A 16,938-nucleotide genomic window follows, 5' to 3' on the forward strand; every position below is an offset into this window, starting at 1 on the left:
GAGATAAGATTTGCAAAAGTTTATTTCAGTGATCGCATTCATGACTTTAAGCGCCTGCTCTGGCTCATTGCTGGTCAACAACAATGGCTGGGTGGAATACGCGGGGCGGCAAGGTGATATTGTGGTCCGGAACAACATCGAGGGATTGATCCCGATAACAGCCATGTCCGGACGCAACGGTGCATTTGGCGTGGGGGCGTACCAAGGGCTGGACGGTGAAATCACCATCTTCGAAGGCAAGCCTTATGTCACGCATGTCCGCGGAGAGTCCTTTACCATGACCCATTCCACGGAAGGCGCTGCGATCTTTGGAGCCTGGACCCAAAACAGCGCCTGGCGTGATGAGCCCGTGCCCGCCGACGTCAACACCTATGCCGAATTGCAGCGTTTCATTCGTACCCAGGCAGCAGCAGTCGGCATTGATACCCGCACCACCGCCTTCCCGTTTCTGCTTTCAGGACGCGCCCGCGAATTACAGTGGCATATCAATATTAACCGGACCGCAGGGCAAGAAATTACCCGCGAGTCATTTCAGGCATCCAAAGACAACTACATAATGCAGAATGAAGAGGTAGACATTGTCGGCTTTTATTCAGAGTTACATAACGGTGTATTTATCGGCACTTATGCGCCGGCGATGGCAGGCGAGCCCGAGCAGAATGCGCTGCATCTGCATTTAGTCAGCAGGGACCGACAGTCAGCAGGCCACATAGATGATTTGCGCTTTGAGGGGCAGATGACGCTACGCCTGCCAGAGGCACCTGAGCCGAACTAACGGTTCAGGTGGCTCCGCCTGGGGCAAAGGACAATGACTACTGCTCAGCATCCGGGTTGCTCAACGCATAACGAAACACATACTGCACATTAGGCACGTCAACCGCCTGGCCTGCCACAATACGCGGGCTGAAAAGAAAACGCCTGGCAGCGGCCAGCGCGGTATGATCAAAGACATACGGCGGTTCAGCCTCCAAGACTCGCAATGACTCCGCATCCACCGCCCCGTCAGCCTTTACGGTAAAGCGCACATGTACCCAGCCTTCAATGCGCTTTTCAGCCGCCTGAGAGGGATACATGGGTTCAACGGTATTCAGCGGTATCATCTCCCTGTCTATTTCACGACCATCCGCGTCAGGTCGCTCCTGTGCTGTCAGTACCTGACTGCTACCCAGCAGGCCCAGCATAACGGTCGACAATACCACGGCTATCGCCACGGTTTTTTGTACTTGTTGTTTCATTTCTGCTGCATTCATCACTTGCTCCTCAAGCACACGGCTTATTCTCTTTTTGAGTGTGTTTCGATCGTGCATGGTTTGCATCAGCAAACGACTGGTGCGTCTGGATCGGCGAGCATGGATACAACTGCTGGCTACCCCCAGTAAGCTTTCAGCATAGTCGCTGTTATTGCGCCCGGCATTGACCACCGCCGCATCACAGCTGTTTTCAGACTCCTCGTGCAATCGCTGTGCGGCATACCAGACCAGCGGATTCGGCCAGAAAACAGTGCGCACCAGGTAACAGAGCAAAGCACTTAGCCAGTCGAGACGCCTGATGTGACAGAGCTCGTGCAACAGGACATCAGTCAATACTGCCTCCGACCATTGCTGCGACTGCACCGGGAGCAGAATGACAGGGCGGAACAATCCGAATGACACAGGCGAGTCCAGATCGGGACTCATCTTTATGTCGACCCGTCGGGCGATCCGGAGGCTGGCACATAGCCGGCCGTGCATGGCAGCCAGTCGACTGTCCGCAGCCCTGCTGGCACGCCGGACGATCGATGCCAGGCGGAGTGCGGCGATGGCCAGTCTGGCTAGCATGAGGGTTACCACCGCGCAGTAGACTCCTATTGCAATAGATCCGGGTGACCAATAAGCCCAATACCCAGGCGCCGACAGCTGCATTGAATCAATCCTCAGTTCAAATAGTGCACCCGTCGCAGGACCGCTGTCAGCAACCGCGGAAAGCCAGATGGTGATTGGCCCGGCCAGTGGCAGTATCGTCAGACACAGCACACAGACCAACCACAGCAAGTGGCGACCGGCTGGATGGATGCGCCGACCCAGAATGAAGTCAGCCAAAGAAAACACCCCCACCAGGGCCACAGACTTGAACAGAAGATCCATAATCCAGATAGCTTGTTCCATTTCCCTATCTCCTCAGTCCGCTGACTTTTGGCGCTTGTGCATCAGGATCATGTTTTTCAGCTCGTCCAGCTCCTGGTCTGACAACTCGTCTATCGACATGTCCAGCAGGGAGTTCACCGCCAGGTAAGGTGAGTCGTCAAAAAACGTCCTGACCACATTGCCAAGCGCAGACCGCGACGCTTTTTCCCTGGCCACCAAAGGGAAATAGACATACTTCAAACCATTTTCGCGATGACCAACATGTCCTTTTTCCACCAGCTTGCCCAACAAGGTGCGCACTGACGAGTAGCTGGGCGGGTCTTCCATTTCTGCCATGACCTCTTTCACGCTGGCGCTCTCAGTACGGTACAGGATGTCCATAATCTGACGCTCACGTCGGCTGAGCTGATCCGCATTTGTCATGTCTGTCTCCCGGCCTGGTGGCCTGCACCATGCTTACGCTGGCTTTGACCGTTGTTATTACAAATAATGTTAATTTTTTAACATCATGCTAATAAAATAACACCTGAAAGCTTAAGTCAAGCGATATCTGCTAAAAAATTAACAGTATCCGGAAAGGATCGGGTTTATGCGGGGTAGAATACAGCCAGCCAGACTGTCAGCTGGTCCGGGTCGGTCCAGGAGACCTTGTGACGGCAGTGGGCGGGTATGTTGATGTAATCACCGGCCTCCAGCCTGACATCGCCACCCTGCTCAAAACCAAGCACAGCAGCACCTTGAACGAGCATCACCCATTCATGCTCATCCTGGTCGTACCAGCCCTTTGCAGGAGATGTGTGGCCCCTGGAGACAATTCGTTCGATGCGTATGCCGGGCCTGTTCAGAATGTCAGTAAACTGTTCCGCGTCCGGCACCTGCGGAAGCGACTCAAAAAACTTACCTGCTTTCATAACTGTGACTTCACCAAAAACTGAACATCGGGACGCCTGTGACAGCGATGGCCGTTCGACCCGATCAGGGCCGGTTCCACATGGATTCCAATATCGTCGAGTCAAAATTACGCTGCGCCTGTTCCAGGTATCCACGCAGGCGCGCCACCACGTCCGGATACTCCCTGGCATAGCTGTATGTTTCCGAGGGATCCCGTTGCAGATCAAACAACAATCCTGTCGGGCCATAGTAAGAATCCGGGTGATCAAAGCGGGTAACAACGCTCAGATAATTGGACTCAACCACCAGTTTCCATTGACCGCTGCGCACACCGGCAATGCGGTCATTCTGAAACATGAACAATGCCTCATGAGGTGATCTTGCTCCGTCACGCAAGACAGGCATGATGTTCTTCCCGTCTATAACCCGGTCATCTGGTAGCTCACCACCTGCCAGTGCCAGCAGGGTTGGGAACAGATCGATATTCATGGTCGGTTCGTCACTGACCTGGCCCGGCGGGATGACCGAGGGCCATCTGGCGATAAACGGCACACGCAAGCCTCCGTCCCATGCCACGCCTTTTCGGTCACGGAGCGAGCCGGCGCTGCCTTCAAACCAGGGTCCATTGTCTGAGGTGAATATCACCATGGTGTTGTCGTCAAGCCCGAGTCGTTCCAGGGTATTCAGTATCTCACCCGTACTCCAGTCCAGTGTTTCCACCACGTCACCATAAAGCCCGGCCTGCGACTGACCTTCAAACCGTTCAGAGACAAACAAAGGCGTGTGCGGCATTGTGTGTGGCAGATACAGAAAAAACGGATGCTGCTGGTTTTCTTCAATAAAACGAATGGCTTCGGTTGTATACCGTTCAGTTAACGTTGACTGGTTAACCGGATCTTCAATCACCTGAGTGTTATCGTAAAGTTCCAATGGGTGCATATCATTGCTGTGCAACAAACCATAAAAACGGTCGAAACCATTGTGCAACGGTGAGCGTTCCGGTTGATGCCCCAAATGCCACTTGCCAATTAATGCGGTACGGTAGCCAAGAGCCTGCAGAGCGCCGCCGATGGTGATTTCACTGGGAGACAAACCTATATCGTTGGTAGGCCTGGCAACATCGCTCACCAGATCCAGGCGGATTGGATAACGCCCGGTCAGCAAACCGCCCCTGGAGGGCGTGCATGTATTGGCACTGGCATAAAAACTCTCAAGCCGGATACCTTCATTACTCATTCGATCCAGGTTGGGTGTATCGATAAGCGAGGCGCCGAACACACCGATGTCACCATAACCAAGATCATCAGCCATAATGACAATGAAGTTGGGCGGCCCCTTATCTGCCGCAGAGGAGGCGTCATGCGCCGTCGTGCAAGCAATGTTGAGCAGCATCAGTATCAGGAGCAATGCTCTGCACAGCAGATTCTTCGATGGCGCATTTACCATTCGGGTAACCACCATCCGGTTCTTGGACATCAGGTTTATTCTCCGCCAGCAGTCGTGGTTTTTCGATACTAGCATATAACGTTAAAGCTAGACGTACACGGGGTGTCGGTTTATGCTCAGTCAGGCGGTCGACCAGAATAACAACAGGCCAAGACTATGAATCAGACTGATACCCCTGATAAATCAGATCTATCGTCCATTTCTCAGGCTGCGGGCAAAGATAATGCCTGCGGTACCAATTCTGGCACCCATCTATCGCGGCGTGGTTTTCTTAAACGATCCGCTACCGCCAGCGCGGGTATACTGATTGTTCCCAGTTTTGTGGTCAGTGGCCTTGGCCACACCGCGCCCAGCGATCGGCTGAATATCGCCGGTGTTGGCGTGGGCGGGCGCGGCTTTTCCGTGCTGCAGGCCATGGAGAATGACGCAAATATTGTCGCGCTTTGCGATGTTGACTGGCGCTATGCGCAGCGCTGTTTTGATCACTTTCCCAATGCCCGGAAATACTGGGACTGGCGTGTGATGTATGAGGAAATGCTGAACGACATCGATGCTGTTGTTGTGGCAACCTCTGACCACACGCATGCTGCCGTCGCAGCCTACGCAATGAGTCTTGGCAAACATGTCTACGTGGAAAAACCGCTGACTCATACCGTGTATGAATCACGCCTGCTCACGCGTCTGGCGGCTGAATACAGAGTGGCCACGCAAATGGGCAACCAGGGAGCCTCGGATGAAGGCGTTAACCTGATGGTTGAGTGGATACGCAACGGTGAGATCGGTGAGGTCACCCATGTTGAAGCCTTCACAGACCGCCCCATCTGGCCGCAAGGTATTAATACACCCAAAGACGCCATGCCGGTCCCGGATACCCTGAACTGGGACCTGTTTATCGGCCCCGCGCGCATGCGCCCGTATCACGAAATCTACACACCGTGGAACTTCCGCGGTTTCTGGGACTTTGGCACAGGCGCTTTGGGTGATATGGCCTGTCATATCGTGCATCCGGCCTTCAAGGCGCTGGAGCTGGGTTATCCGGATCGGGTGCAGGGCAGTTCAACCTTGCTGCTGCAGGACAGTGCACCGATGGCTCAGAAAGTTGCGCTCTTTTATCCGCAGCGCGACAGCAGTTTCGGTCGCCTGCCGGCTGTGAGACTGGACTGGTACGACGGTGGTCTTCAGCCTTTGCGTCCTGAAGGCTGGCCCGATGGCCGCAACATGAATCATCGTGGCGGCGGTGTGCTGTTCCACGGCACAAAGGACACGCTGGTTTGCGGCTGTTATGGTGCAGACCCCTGGCTGCTTTCCGGCAGGGTACCGTCAGTACCTCAGCATGAGCGTCGCGTTGCAACTAACCATCAACTGGACTGGATCCGCGCCTGCAAGGAAAGCCCGGACAGTCGCACGGAAACCAAGTCCGCATTCCACGAGGCCGGCCCATTCAACGAAACAGTGGTCATGGGCGTGCTGGCGGTGCGACTGCAGGCACTCAACAAGGAGTTGCACTGGGATGGTGAGAACATGCGCTTCACCAATATATCGGCCGATGAAGAACTGACCATCATCATGGAAGAAGGCTTCAGTATTACCGATGGGCGTCCCTCGTTCTCAAGACCCAGAACTGAACCCATCAACGCCCAGGCATTTGCCGAGGGCCTGATTCGTACACAGTATCGCAGCGGCTGGTCGTTGCCACCGATGCCGGCGTGAAGCGCCGGCTGTGTATTTCATTTCACTGCCTGACGATTGAAAACCAAGAACAGGAATGATCGTTTATGAATGACAATGAATATGATGCCATCGTAGTGGGTTCCGGAATCAGTGGCGGGTGGGCCGCCAAGGAGCTGGCCGAGAAAGGGCTGAAGGTGATCATGCTGGAGCGTGGTCGCAGCCTGGAACACGCCAAAGATTATGTGAATGAGCACAAGGAAATCTGGGAATTTCCACATCGCGATCAGCGTACCCGGGAAATGGTGGAGAATTACCCGGTACTGCGCCGTGACTATCCACTGAATGAGCAGACGCTGGGAAGCTGGACCAATGAGCAGGATTCGCCTTACGAGGAAATCCAGCGCTTTGACTGGTATCGCTCCTATCAGGTAGGCGGCCGCTCACTGTTGTGGGGTCGGCAGAGCTACCGCTGGAACAAGATGGATTTTGAAGCCAATGCCAAAGAAGGTATCGCGGTCGACTGGCCCATTCGTTACGAAGATCTGGCACCCTGGTACGACTACGTTGAAGGTTTCGCCGGTATCAGCGGATCGAAGGAAGGGCTGGAGGTTCTGCCAGATGGTAACTTCCTGCCCCCCATGGAACTGAACTGCGTTGAAAAGGATGTGGCGGCACGAATCAAAGCACACTACAACGGGGATCGTCACTTGTTTATTGGCCGGGTAGCCAATATCACCGAGTCACGTCCGGAACAGAACCGGGTTCAGTGCCAGTACCGCAATCGCTGCTGGCGTGGCTGTTCCTTTGGCGCCTACTTCAGTACCCAGTCAACCACCCTGCCGGCAGCCATGGCGACCGGCAATCTGACCCTTCGTCCGTTTTCCATCGTCACCCGTGTGCTGTACGACAAGGACACACAACGTGCGACCGGGGTCGAGGTAATTGATGCCGAGACGCACGAGGTGATTGAATATAAGGCGAAGATCATTTTCCTGAATGCTTCAACCTTCAACACCACCTGGATCCTGATGAATTCTGCGACTGATGTCTGGCCCGATGGCCTTGGCAGCAGCAGCGGCGAGCTGGGTCACAATGTCATGGATCATCACTTCCGACTGGGTGCATCAGGACGGGTTGAGGGCTATGACGACAAGTACGTCTATGGCCGTCGTCCCAACGGCTTTTACGTACCGCGTTTTCGGAACATCGGCGCCGACCGTCGTGACTACCTGCGTGGTTTTGGCTATCAGGGTTCAGCCAGCCGCAGTGGCTGGAGCCGCAATATTAGCGAGTTAAACATTGGTGCAGACCTGAAACACGCACTGTCTGTACCCGGCGACTGGACGATTGGCATGACCGCATTCGGGGAAATGCTGCCCTATCATGAAAATCGCATATTCCTCAATCGGGGGCGCACAGACAAATGGGGATTGCCGATCCTTGCTTTTGATGTTGCGATCAAAGACAACGAACTCAGAATGCGCAAGGACATGATGGCAGATGCCGCCGAGATGCTCGAGGCAGCCGGCGTAAAAGATGTAGCACCGCGTGACGCAGGTTATGCTCCCGGCATGGGCATTCATGAAATGGGCACCGCACGCATGGGGCGTGATCCACGCACCTCGGTTCTCAATGCCTACAATCAGGTGTGGGATGCCATGAATGTATTTGTGACCGATGGCGCTTGTATGACATCAGCGTCCTGCGTCAATCCATCACTGACTTACATGGCGCTCACTGCGCGTGCAGCGGAATATGCTGTGCAGGAACTCAAACGGGGGAATCTCTGACATGAACCGACGTGAACTTCTAAAAATGATCAGCGCCGTGACTGGCTACGCGATGATTGGCACTCCGCTGCTGCTCAGTGGTTGTGCCAGCAATCCGGAGGGAGCCTATCGCAGCGAGTCTTTCAGCGCGGATGACATTGATTTGCTGGCTGAGCTTGCCGAAACCATTGTGCCTCGTACTCATACCCCGGGTGCAAAAGATGCCGGGGTGGCGCCGTTTATGACAAAAATTGTGGATAACTGCTATTCGGATGCCGATCAGATGGCCTTCCTTGCCGGCTTGCGCGCCATTCGGGCAGAGAGCCAGTCCCGATTTGGCGCCACGTTTGAATCCGCGCCCGCCGATCAGCGCACGGCTTTTCTGGCAGAGCTGGATGTGGCAGCACGCAACTATCAGCGTCCGGAAGGAGGCAGTGCGCATTATTTTACGATGATCAAACAGTTGACTCTGTTCGCCTATTTCACCTCCGAGCTGGTGCAGACTCAGGTTCTGCGGCATGTGCCGATTCCAGGTCGTTTTGACGGGTGTTACCCCTATGAACAGGGCGAGACTGCCTGGGCCATATAAAGCACTTGCGACAGAGATGCACGAGCATTTTTCGGTAAAATGACTGTAGCAATGTAAGCGTAAACAAAGGGGTATTGGTCAGTATGGATAGAAGAGCGTTTCTGAAAAACAGCAGTATTGTGGCAGGTGGCAGCGCGCTGGGACTGCTGGCGCCATCACGGTTGGTGGCGCAAACCCACTACCCCTATGGTATCCAGCTATATACATTACGCGAAGACATGCCCGACGATCCCCAGGCGGTCCTGAGACAACTCGCGCAGTTCGGGTATTCCCAGATAGAGAGTTATGAAGGCCCGCAGGGCATGTTTTGGGGACAGTCGCCGGCACGGTTTGCGGCTTATGTACGCGATCTGGGCATGGATCTGGTGGCCAGTCATTGCAGTATCAACGAGGGCTTCGAACAGAAAGCCAGTGATGCGGCCGAAGCAGGCATGCAATACCTGATCTGCCCGCTCATCGGGCCACAGGCAAGCATGGATGATTATCGACGTTATGCTGACACGTTTAACCGATGCGGAGAAATCTGTCGCTCCAACGGCTTAGGTTTTGCCTACCATAACCACCATTACTCGTTTTTCAATATGACCAATGACAGCACGGGTGGAGAGAGTCTCAAGCCGCAAGATATTCTGATGCAGAATACTGATCCCGACCTGGTGGATTTCGAACTGGACATTTTCTGGCTGGTCGCAGCCGGCGAGGATCCTATCCACTGGTTACGCAAATACCCCGGCCGATTTCCTTTCTCCCACGTCAAGGACAGACTGGCAAATATGCCCGCTGATTCATTTTCTGCCACCACGACATTAGGCCAGGGCATCATCGATTACCCATCAATCCTGCCTGTCGCCTATGAACTGGGCATGCGCTGGTTCATGGTCGAGCAGGAGTCCTATGCCGGCACCACACCACTGGACAGCAGCCGCGACAATGCGGTGTATATGCAACAGTTCCGGTTTGGGTGACGCTGGGGACGTAGACCGCCTCCGTCCCCAGCGTCACAACTCGCGAATACGGATGTTGCGAAAGCGAACCACGTCTCCATGGTCCTGCAGACCTATGTGCCCCTGCTGCATGACGCCGAACTCGTTGTGCTCGCGGAACTTGCTGTTGCGCAGCAGGGCGAACCACTCCACGGTCCAGCGCTCGTAGCGTAGCACCATCTCACCGTTCATCCAGTGTTCCACAAAGGGGCCCTGCGAGATAATGCGTATGTCGTTCCACTGTCCATAGGGTTTGGCGGTTTTGGGTTCGATCGGCAGCAGATCATACAGGGAACCTGCCTGACGGTTGCCATCCACGCCGCGGAAGCTGTCCGGATGGTTTTCGTCATCCAGTATCTGCATCTCCAGGCCCGACCAGTAGATGGCTTTGTCGGGTTGTTCAAGCACGTGGTAGAAGATGCCGCTGTTGCCTCGCTCTTCAACCATCCACTGCATGTGCAGCTCGAAGTCTCCAAAGATGCGCTTGCTCATGATGTCGCCACCTTCACCACTTCCGGGGCGCAGCACCAACTCGTCCCCCTCCACCTGCCAGGCGGACGGGAAACTGTCGGTGTTGTAGCCGCGCCACTCGTCGGTGGAAGAACCGTCAAACAGGACCAGCCACTGGCCCTCGTCTGCACCGCTAGTGCTGGCGAACAAAGACATCATCAGCGCAGTTGCAAACATGATCAAACGCATCTGTAACGGTCGGACATTTTTCATGATATCGATCCTCTTGGTGATCTTCTATGCACTGGCGGGGCGGCAACATGCGCTCAGGGTTCCAGGCCCAGTATGCGGCGGTTCAATGCGGCATCGGCTTGCTGTCCGGCAAAATCGTCAAACGCCTTGTCAGTGACTTCAATGATATGACTCTGAATAAACGGTGCGCCTTCGGCGGCACCCTGCTCCGGATGTTTGATGCAACACTCCCATTCCAGAACGGCCCAGCCATCATAACCATACTGACTGAGTTTACTGAAAATACCTACAAAATCGACCTGGCCATCGCCCAGCGAGCGAAAGCGTCCCGGACGGTCTATCCATTCCTGGTAACCGCCATAGATGCCGCTGCGGCCGGATGGGTTAAACTCGGCATCCTTGACATGGAACATGCCGATCTTTTCGTGATAGATGTCGATGAACTGCAAGTAGTCCATCTGCTGAAGCACAAAGTGACTGGGGTCGAACAGCAAGCGTGCGCGCGGGTGGTTGCCACTGGCAGCCAGAAAGCGTTCATAGCTGACCCCATCGTGCAGATCCTCACCGGCATGGATCTCGTAACAGACATCCACTCCCTGCTCATCAAAGGCATCCAGAATCGGCACCCAGCGCCGCGCCAGCTCCGCAAAACCCTGTTCCACCAGTCCTGCTGGTCGCTGGGGCCATGGATAGACCGTATGCCAAAGCAGGGCTCCCGGAAAGGTGGCATGCACCTTGATGCCCAGATGACGGCTGGCTTTGGCAGCCATCTTTAACTGCTTCACCGCCCAGTCGGTCCGTTGGGCCGATTTGCCACGCAGGGCTTCCGGTGCAAAGCCGTCAAAGAGTTCGTCATAGGCCGGATGCACGGCCACCAGCTGACCCTGCAAATGTGTACTGAGCTCGGCAATCTCCAATCCGTGTTCGGCAATGCGGCCCTGGTACTCGTGTGCATAGGTTTCACTTTCTGCCAACAATTCCAGATTGATCAGTCGTGAATCCCAGGTCGGTATCTGAATTCCCTTGTAACCCAGTGAGGCGACCCACCGGCAGATGTTGTCGATATTGTCGAACGGTGCCCTGTCATCAACAAACTGCGCCAGAAAAATGCCGGGGCCCTTGATGGTTTTCATAGTGCTCATAGCTTGACCGGTGTCCATTTTTGGGTGGATTGGGCGGAGGCCTGCATGGCTTCGATAAATGCCATGCCGCGCAGACCTTCGGCAATGGAGGGATAGTCATGACCGTTGCTGGCCAGGGTATCAGATCGCGTTTCAGCATTGTCCTGCAATACCAGCGCAAAGGCACGATAGATATTGGCAAACGCTTCGATAAAACCTTCCGGGTGCCCCGATGGCAGCCGTGTGTTGTTGGTCGCGGCGGCAGACAGGTAGCCTTCTCCAGCGCGGTGGATCTGCACCGGCTGATCAGGGCGTACCCATCGTAGCGAGCTGGCATCGGCGTGCGACCAGTCCAGTCCGCCCAGCTCGCCATAAACACGTATCCGGACATTGTTCTCTTCGCCTGCTGCAACCTGTGTAGCCACCAGCACACCGCTGGCGCCATTATCAAAACGCAGCAGGGCGGCGGCATCATCATCAATCTGCCGGCCAGTAACCACGGAATTCAATTCCGCGCAAAGCTCGCAGATTCTAAGGCCGCTGACATACTCAGCCAGGTGGGCGGCATGGGTACCAATATCGCCAATCGCACCCGCCCCGGCACGTGCCGGATCAGTGCGCCAGGTGGCCTGTTTCTGTCCAAGTTGTTCCATTGCAGTGGCAAGCCAGCCCTGTGGATACTCCACCAGCACCTTGCGAATAGTGCCCAGCCTGCCCTGTTGTACCCATTGGCGGGCCTCCTTGACCATCGGATAACCTGCATAGGTGTGTGTCAGCGCCAAATTGCAGCCCGACGCCTGCGCCGCTGCCTGGATAGCGCGTGCCTCGACCAGGGACATGGCAATGGGCTTATCGAGGATGACATGGAAACCGCGTTTCAGAGCCGCAATAGCCTGTGGGGCATGCAGATGATTGGGTGTCACAATGCTCACGGCCTGCATACGCTCATTTGCCGGTCGTGCAGCTTCCTGTACAAGCATGTCTGCCCAGTCTGCGTAGCATCGCGAGGCGTCCAGCCCAAGGGACAGGCCGGTTTGCTGACAATTGTCGGCCTGGCTGCTGAAGGCACCGCATACCAACTCATAACAGGCATCCAGCGCTGCCGCCTTGCGATGCACCGCGCCTATAAACGACCCGCTGCCGCCACCTATCATGCCCAGCCTGACTTTATCCATGCGCTGCGAAATATTGATTCCAAATTGTGTTTTTATTTATTAGAGTCTAAATCTATCACTGCGTTAAAAACAACAATAACTGACAAGGACCGATTATGACTGCGCAGCCGTATCTTGTTACCCGTCTGAGTATCATGATGTTTCTCCAGTTTTTTGTCTGGGGCGCTTTTTTTGTCACCATGGGCAGCTATCTGCTTGAGGTGTTTCAGGACGAGCAGGGCATTAACAGCATTATTGGCCAGGCTTATGCCACTCATAACTGGGCTGCATTGCTTGCACCGGTTTTTGTTGGTCTGCTGGCCGACCGGGTGATCAATGCAGAGCGACTCAATGCCCTGTGTCAGATCCTTGGTGGGGTGTTGCTGTGGTATGCATCATCGGTAACGGAACCGGGTATCTTTATTGCCGTGATGTTTGTCTACTTCATGTTGTACATGCCCACGCTTGCCTTGGTCAACACCATCGCTTTTTCCAATATTGAAGATAGGGACAAACAATTCCCGGCCATTCGTGTGTGGGGCACTGTCGGCTGGATTGTGGCCGGTTTCGTCGTGGCGCAGACCATTCTGGGCTGGGTGAATATTCCCTTGCTGAACATGCTCACGGGTGTCACCAACGCGCAGGCCACCAGTGTGCCACTGCAGATGGCCGCCGTGCTGTCTGTGCTCTACGGGCTGTACAGTCTGACCCTGCCTGCCACGCCGCCGCAGGCCAGGGGACAACAGTTCAATCTGGGCAAGGCTTTTGGACTGGATGCGCTTAATCTGCTCAAGGAACGCAACTTTCTGGTGTTTGCCCTGTGCAGTTTCCTGATCAGCATTCCGCTGGCCTTTTATTATGCGCGCACCAACGATTTTGTTGCCGCCATGGCTTTCGGCGAGCAGTCTGCTTCCTTCATGGCCATCGGACAGATCAGCGAAGTACTGTTCATGTTGCTGGTGCCGTTTTTCCTGATTCGTTTTGGCGTCAAGTGGATGCTGATTGTGGCCATGGGTGCATGGGCACTTCGTTACTTTGTGTTCGCCAGTTTCCCAGAGTCGGTGGCCATGCTGATTTTTGGTATCGCCCTGCACGGCATCTGTTATGACTTCTTTTTTGTCACCGGGCAGTTGTACGTGGATCGCAAGGCGCCGGTGTCCATTCGGGCCAGTGCGCAGGGTCTGTTTGCGCTGCTGACCTATGGCGCCGGCATGCTGGTGGGTAATTACATGCTGGGCTGGTGGGGCGACAGTATTGCGCTGGACGGTTCGTCCATGGCCGGCTGGCAGGATGGCGCCTTCGGGTTCTGGATCATGCCGGCGGTGCTGGCGGTGATCATCCTCATATTCTTTGCGATGACCTTCAAACGGGAGCAGGCACATGCCACTGTCGATCAGCCGGCGTGAACTGGTAAAACGCGCCATTGCCGCTGGCCTGGCGCTGGCTGCGGCAGGCGGCGGGGCAGGCGTTCTTGCACAAACGGGCCAATCGTCCCCCAACGCCGGCCGCAATTTTCAGGCGCGCGGCAACATACGTCATTCGGTTGCACAATGGACCTACGCTTTTTTGACGCTGGAGGAGTTGTGTGAAGTGGTCAACGGCATCGGTTTTGCTGCCATTGATCTGATCGGCCCGGAGCAGTGGCAAATCCTCAAAGATCACAACATTGATTGCTCAATGTGCAATGGCGCGGAAATCAGTCTGGTAGAGGGCTGGAATCGCCCGGACCTGCACAGCACCCTGATCGGCAGCTACCGTTCCCATATTGAACTGATGGCGCAGGCCGGCTATTCCAATCTGATCTGCTTTAGTGGCAATCGTGATGGCATGGATGATGAAACCGGGCTGCAGAACTGCGCCAATGGCCTGAAACAGATCATGAGTCTGGCCGAGCGTCACAACATCACGGTGCAGATGGAGCTGTTCAACAGTAAAATCGATCATCCGGATTACATGTGTGACAGCTCTGCCTGGGGTATCGAGCTCTGTGAACGTATCGGGTCACCCAATTTCAGGTTGCTGTACGATATTTACCACATGCAGGTGCAGGAAGGGGATATCATTCACACTATCCGCAATCATCATCAGTGGTTCGGACACTATCACACAGCCGGTGTGCCTGGCCGCAATGAAATTGATGACAGCCAGGAGTTAAACTATCCTGCCATCATGCGTGCCATCGTGGAAACCGGCTTCAGCGGATATGTCGCCCAGGAGTTCATTCCTCGCCGACAGACGCCTGATGGTGCACGCAGCGATGAAGAGCGCATCGCATCACTGGCTCAGGCAGTAAGCATCTGTGATGTGTAATCAGTGTTTCGGGTGGTTTGCCGGATCGGCATGCAAGTGTCGACTCGCATAGATTGCACAACCGCGCAAGCCGAGATCCGGCAAGGTGACCAACGCCACTGGAACACGACTGCACCAGTCACTGTATTTGCCCTTGTCGCTAAAAGCTGTCATGACAGTTGCATGATCAAACAAGTCCCCCATCTTTTGTAACATGGCACCTGAAAAGAAAAATCCGGCGCTGGATCCCATAATTAACGCAAGGTCCCCACACACTGCGCCCAGCATCCTGTTGAACTCGGCAATAGCCTGCCCGGCAATGAGATCGCCGTTGCGCGCCGCCAGCACAATTTCTGCTGCCGACTGAGGGACTTCCATATAATTTCTATCCGCAATCTCACAAAGCGCCAAATGAATATTGGCCAACCCCGGTCCGGACAGCAGATGGTCAGCGCTGACTCGCGAGTACCGAGACCACAATCTGGTCAGGATATCCCGCTGGCGAATATCCAGTGGTGCAAACGCTGCCTGTCCAGGTTCAGATTCCAGCACTTCGCCGCGACGGGTCATGGTCGCTGCGCCGAAGCCCGTGCCAGGACCTGCTATACTGCGATTGCCGGAGTGCCAGCTACCCGACCAGTCAGCTTGCGGCTTCTGCAACCATTGCAAGTCAGCATCGCCGAGTGTTGGCAGACACCACGCCTGCGCTGTGAAATCGTTGATCACCTGCACCGGAATGCCTAGCGTGGCGGACAAAGCCAGTTGACTAAAACGCCAATGGTTGTTGGTCAGGGCAATGATATCCTGATCGGTCGCCGCCGCTACAGCCAGGCAGGCGCGCCCCGGCAGCGCCAGGCCCACGGCACGACAGTCGTCCAGATATGCCTTGATTGCCAGCTCGAGAGACGCGAAATCATGACATAGCAGCGTGTGAACATGGCTGATGACGCCCTGCCTTCCCTGCGAAAGTGCAAAACGTGCATGAGTGCCCCCGATATCGGCAACCAGGGTAATCGGAGTGAAGCTAGATTTATCCGGCAATTTGCAGTCTCTGTGTTATCAGAGATTGCTACTTTTAAACACATGGTCAGCCGGAGTCAAGTCAGCCGACATGGGGAGCACTGCGACGAATCATGTATCCACGTCACCACGCCAGAGAGAAATGACCCGTTATTAATGGTGCGGACGGAGAGACTCGAACTCTCACACCTTGCGGCACTGGAACCTAAATCCAGCGTGTCTACCAATTCCACCACGTCCGCCTTAAGGAAGGCCGCGCATTATATAGCGGCGCGGCCCGGCTGTCACTGCACGCTTTCAGCAACTGACTCAATCTGTTGTTGCAGGCGCTGCAGTGCCTGATTGGACTGCAATCGATAGGCATCAATGGCTTCAATCGCCTCTTCAACCCGCTGTAGGCGCTCGTTCATGCCGCCGGAGACATTCTCTGCCGTGCTGATGGTCGCCTGCAGGTTAACCAGCTCCTGGGCCACGCCACGCAGGTTCTGGACCTGCGAGTCGAGCGTAGTCAGGCGCTCAGCTACCTGCTCTGATTCATTGCGAAGAGCCACCACATCGCGCTGTGTGCCTTCGGCCATGTTGCTGGCCTGGACCAGGCGCACGTTGGTTTCTTCGATGGTCGTCTGGTTTTCCTGAGAGCGGGTTTCAACATTGGCAACCCGACCGGTCAAATCCGTGACATCACGATTGGTGGCGTTGCGCGCGGCCCAGAGTTTGTCGATTTCGGAAAAATTGAAGTCCAGGCGCTCGATGATATTACCGGTGGTTTCCTCGGCGCTGTCGCCGACCAGTGCCAGTCGATCCTCCAGATCCAGCAGACGCAGATTGGCCTGTTGCAGTTGCCGCAGGTTCTCCTCATAGACGGTGTACCCGACATAGGCACCGGCGGCGATAGCCAGTGTCAACACACCCAGCATGATGCGCACCGGCCAGGTACTGACCTTTACCTGTTCAGCGTAGCTGACCGGCTTTACCAGATCAGGTTGACGACGGGCCTGCTGACGCGACGCTACCTCATCCTTCGGCACCGACATCGAAGGAATATCATCACCAAGATCGTCATTATCACGCATTACTCAGGTCCTCAAATCAGTCTGAACGGCTATTGTAGTCGTAATTACTGGCTGTCGGCAAAGGGCCTTGCATGGCAGGTGCCGCCTTGAATCAATACCCGTTGTGA

16 protein-coding genes and 1 tRNA gene are annotated in these 16,938 nt (G+C 55.2%); 7 read left to right on the forward strand and 10 right to left on the reverse strand.

Going from position 1 to position 16,938, the window contains the following annotated elements; all coding sequences use genetic code 11:
• Window positions 1–10 precede the first annotated feature (10 nt).
• Window positions 11–775, forward strand: coding sequence for an acetolactate decarboxylase (locus PS2015_RS11195; RefSeq protein WP_058022322.1), 765 nt, complete (start codon window positions 11–13; stop codon window positions 773–775).
• A gap of 37 nt (window positions 776–812) precedes the next feature.
• Here the strand turns inward: PS2015_RS11195 and PS2015_RS11200 are convergent, their stop codons facing one another.
• From PS2015_RS11200 to PS2015_RS11215, 4 genes are all read right to left on the reverse strand, one after another.
• Window positions 813–2,144, reverse strand: coding sequence for a M56 family metallopeptidase (locus PS2015_RS11200; protein ID WP_058022323.1), 1,332 nt, complete (start codon window positions 2,142–2,144; stop codon window positions 813–815).
• Window positions 2,145–2,156: 12 nt separating this feature from the next.
• On the reverse strand, window positions 2,157–2,546 hold the full coding sequence (locus PS2015_RS11205; RefSeq protein ID WP_082628103.1) for a BlaI/MecI/CopY family transcriptional regulator: 390 nt from the start codon (window positions 2,544–2,546) through the stop codon (window positions 2,157–2,159).
• A gap of 164 nt (window positions 2,547–2,710) precedes the next feature.
• On the reverse strand, window positions 2,711–3,034 hold the full coding sequence (locus tag PS2015_RS11210; protein ID WP_058022324.1) for a cupin domain-containing protein: 324 nt from the start codon (window positions 3,032–3,034) through the stop codon (window positions 2,711–2,713).
• A 64-nt stretch (window positions 3,035–3,098) separates the two neighbouring features.
• Window positions 3,099–4,490 (reverse strand): sulfatase family protein, encoded by a 1,392-nt coding sequence (locus tag PS2015_RS11215; protein WP_169792307.1) that lies wholly within the window; start codon window positions 4,488–4,490, stop codon window positions 3,099–3,101.
• A 126-nt stretch (window positions 4,491–4,616) separates the two neighbouring features.
• On the opposite strand from PS2015_RS11215, the gene PS2015_RS11220 reads away from it, so the two are divergent.
• From PS2015_RS11220 to PS2015_RS11235, 4 genes are all read left to right on the forward strand, one after another.
• Window positions 4,617–6,170, forward strand: coding sequence for a glycoside 3-dehydrogenase (locus tag PS2015_RS11220; protein ID WP_082628104.1), 1,554 nt, complete (start codon window positions 4,617–4,619; stop codon window positions 6,168–6,170).
• A gap of 65 nt (window positions 6,171–6,235) precedes the next feature.
• Complete coding sequence (locus PS2015_RS11225) at window positions 6,236–7,921, forward strand: GMC oxidoreductase (protein ID WP_058022326.1); 1,686 nt, start codon at window positions 6,236–6,238, stop codon at window positions 7,919–7,921.
• A 1-nt stretch (window position 7,922) separates the two neighbouring features.
• A complete protein-coding gene (locus PS2015_RS11230) occupies window positions 7,923–8,489 on the forward strand; it encodes a gluconate 2-dehydrogenase subunit 3 family protein (RefSeq protein ID WP_058022327.1) in 567 nt (188 codons plus the stop codon).
• An 83-nt stretch (window positions 8,490–8,572) separates the two neighbouring features.
• Window positions 8,573–9,454, forward strand: a complete 882-nt coding sequence (locus PS2015_RS11235) for a sugar phosphate isomerase/epimerase family protein (RefSeq protein WP_058022328.1) — start codon at window positions 8,573–8,575, stop codon at window positions 9,452–9,454.
• Window positions 9,455–9,487: 33 nt separating this feature from the next.
• Here the strand turns inward: PS2015_RS11235 and PS2015_RS11240 are convergent, their stop codons facing one another.
• From PS2015_RS11240 to PS2015_RS11250, 3 genes are read right to left on the reverse strand one after another with little or no spacing between them, the layout of a single operon-like run.
• On the reverse strand, window positions 9,488–10,195 hold the full coding sequence (locus PS2015_RS11240; RefSeq protein ID WP_237113318.1) for a 3-keto-disaccharide hydrolase: 708 nt from the start codon (window positions 10,193–10,195) through the stop codon (window positions 9,488–9,490).
• Window positions 10,196–10,248: 53 nt separating this feature from the next.
• Complete coding sequence (locus PS2015_RS11245) at window positions 10,249–11,316, reverse strand: sugar phosphate isomerase/epimerase family protein (RefSeq protein WP_335338235.1); 1,068 nt, start codon at window positions 11,314–11,316, stop codon at window positions 10,249–10,251.
• Window positions 11,313–12,470, reverse strand: a complete 1,158-nt coding sequence (locus PS2015_RS11250; RefSeq protein WP_058022329.1) for a Gfo/Idh/MocA family protein — start codon at window positions 12,468–12,470, stop codon at window positions 11,313–11,315. The genes PS2015_RS11245 and PS2015_RS11250 overlap by 4 nt, the downstream gene beginning before the upstream one ends.
• 95 nt (window positions 12,471–12,565) lie before the next feature.
• Here PS2015_RS11250 and PS2015_RS11255 point away from each other — a divergent pair, with 95 nt between their 5' ends.
• The gene (locus tag PS2015_RS11255) at window positions 12,566–13,855 is read left to right on the forward strand and encodes an MFS transporter (RefSeq protein ID WP_058022330.1); all 1,290 of its coding nucleotides are present in this window, start codon (window positions 12,566–12,568) and stop codon (window positions 13,853–13,855) included.
• On the forward strand, window positions 13,830–14,759 hold the full coding sequence (locus tag PS2015_RS11260) for a hydroxypyruvate isomerase family protein (protein ID WP_058022331.1): 930 nt from the start codon (window positions 13,830–13,832) through the stop codon (window positions 14,757–14,759). Before PS2015_RS11255 ends, PS2015_RS11260 begins: the two co-directional genes overlap by 26 nt.
• Here the strand turns inward: PS2015_RS11260 and PS2015_RS11265 are convergent, their stop codons facing one another.
• The 3 genes from PS2015_RS11265 to PS2015_RS11275 form a co-directional block, all read right to left on the reverse strand.
• On the reverse strand, window positions 14,760–15,779 hold the full coding sequence (locus tag PS2015_RS11265; RefSeq protein WP_058022332.1) for a glucokinase: 1,020 nt from the start codon (window positions 15,777–15,779) through the stop codon (window positions 14,760–14,762).
• A gap of 136 nt (window positions 15,780–15,915) precedes the next feature.
• Window positions 15,916–16,000, reverse strand: a tRNA-Leu gene (locus PS2015_RS11270).
• A 42-nt stretch (window positions 16,001–16,042) separates the two neighbouring features.
• Window positions 16,043–16,831 carry a hypothetical protein gene (locus PS2015_RS11275; protein WP_058022333.1) on the reverse strand — a complete coding sequence of 263 codons (789 nt, stop codon included), beginning with the start codon at window positions 16,829–16,831 and terminating at the stop codon, window positions 16,043–16,045.
• Between the last annotated feature and the right edge of the window lie 107 nt (window positions 16,832–16,938).

The sequence above is a fragment of the Pseudohongiella spirulinae genome (genome assembly GCF_001444425.1).
Classification (GTDB): domain Bacteria; phylum Pseudomonadota; class Gammaproteobacteria; order Pseudomonadales; family Pseudohongiellaceae; genus Pseudohongiella; species Pseudohongiella spirulinae.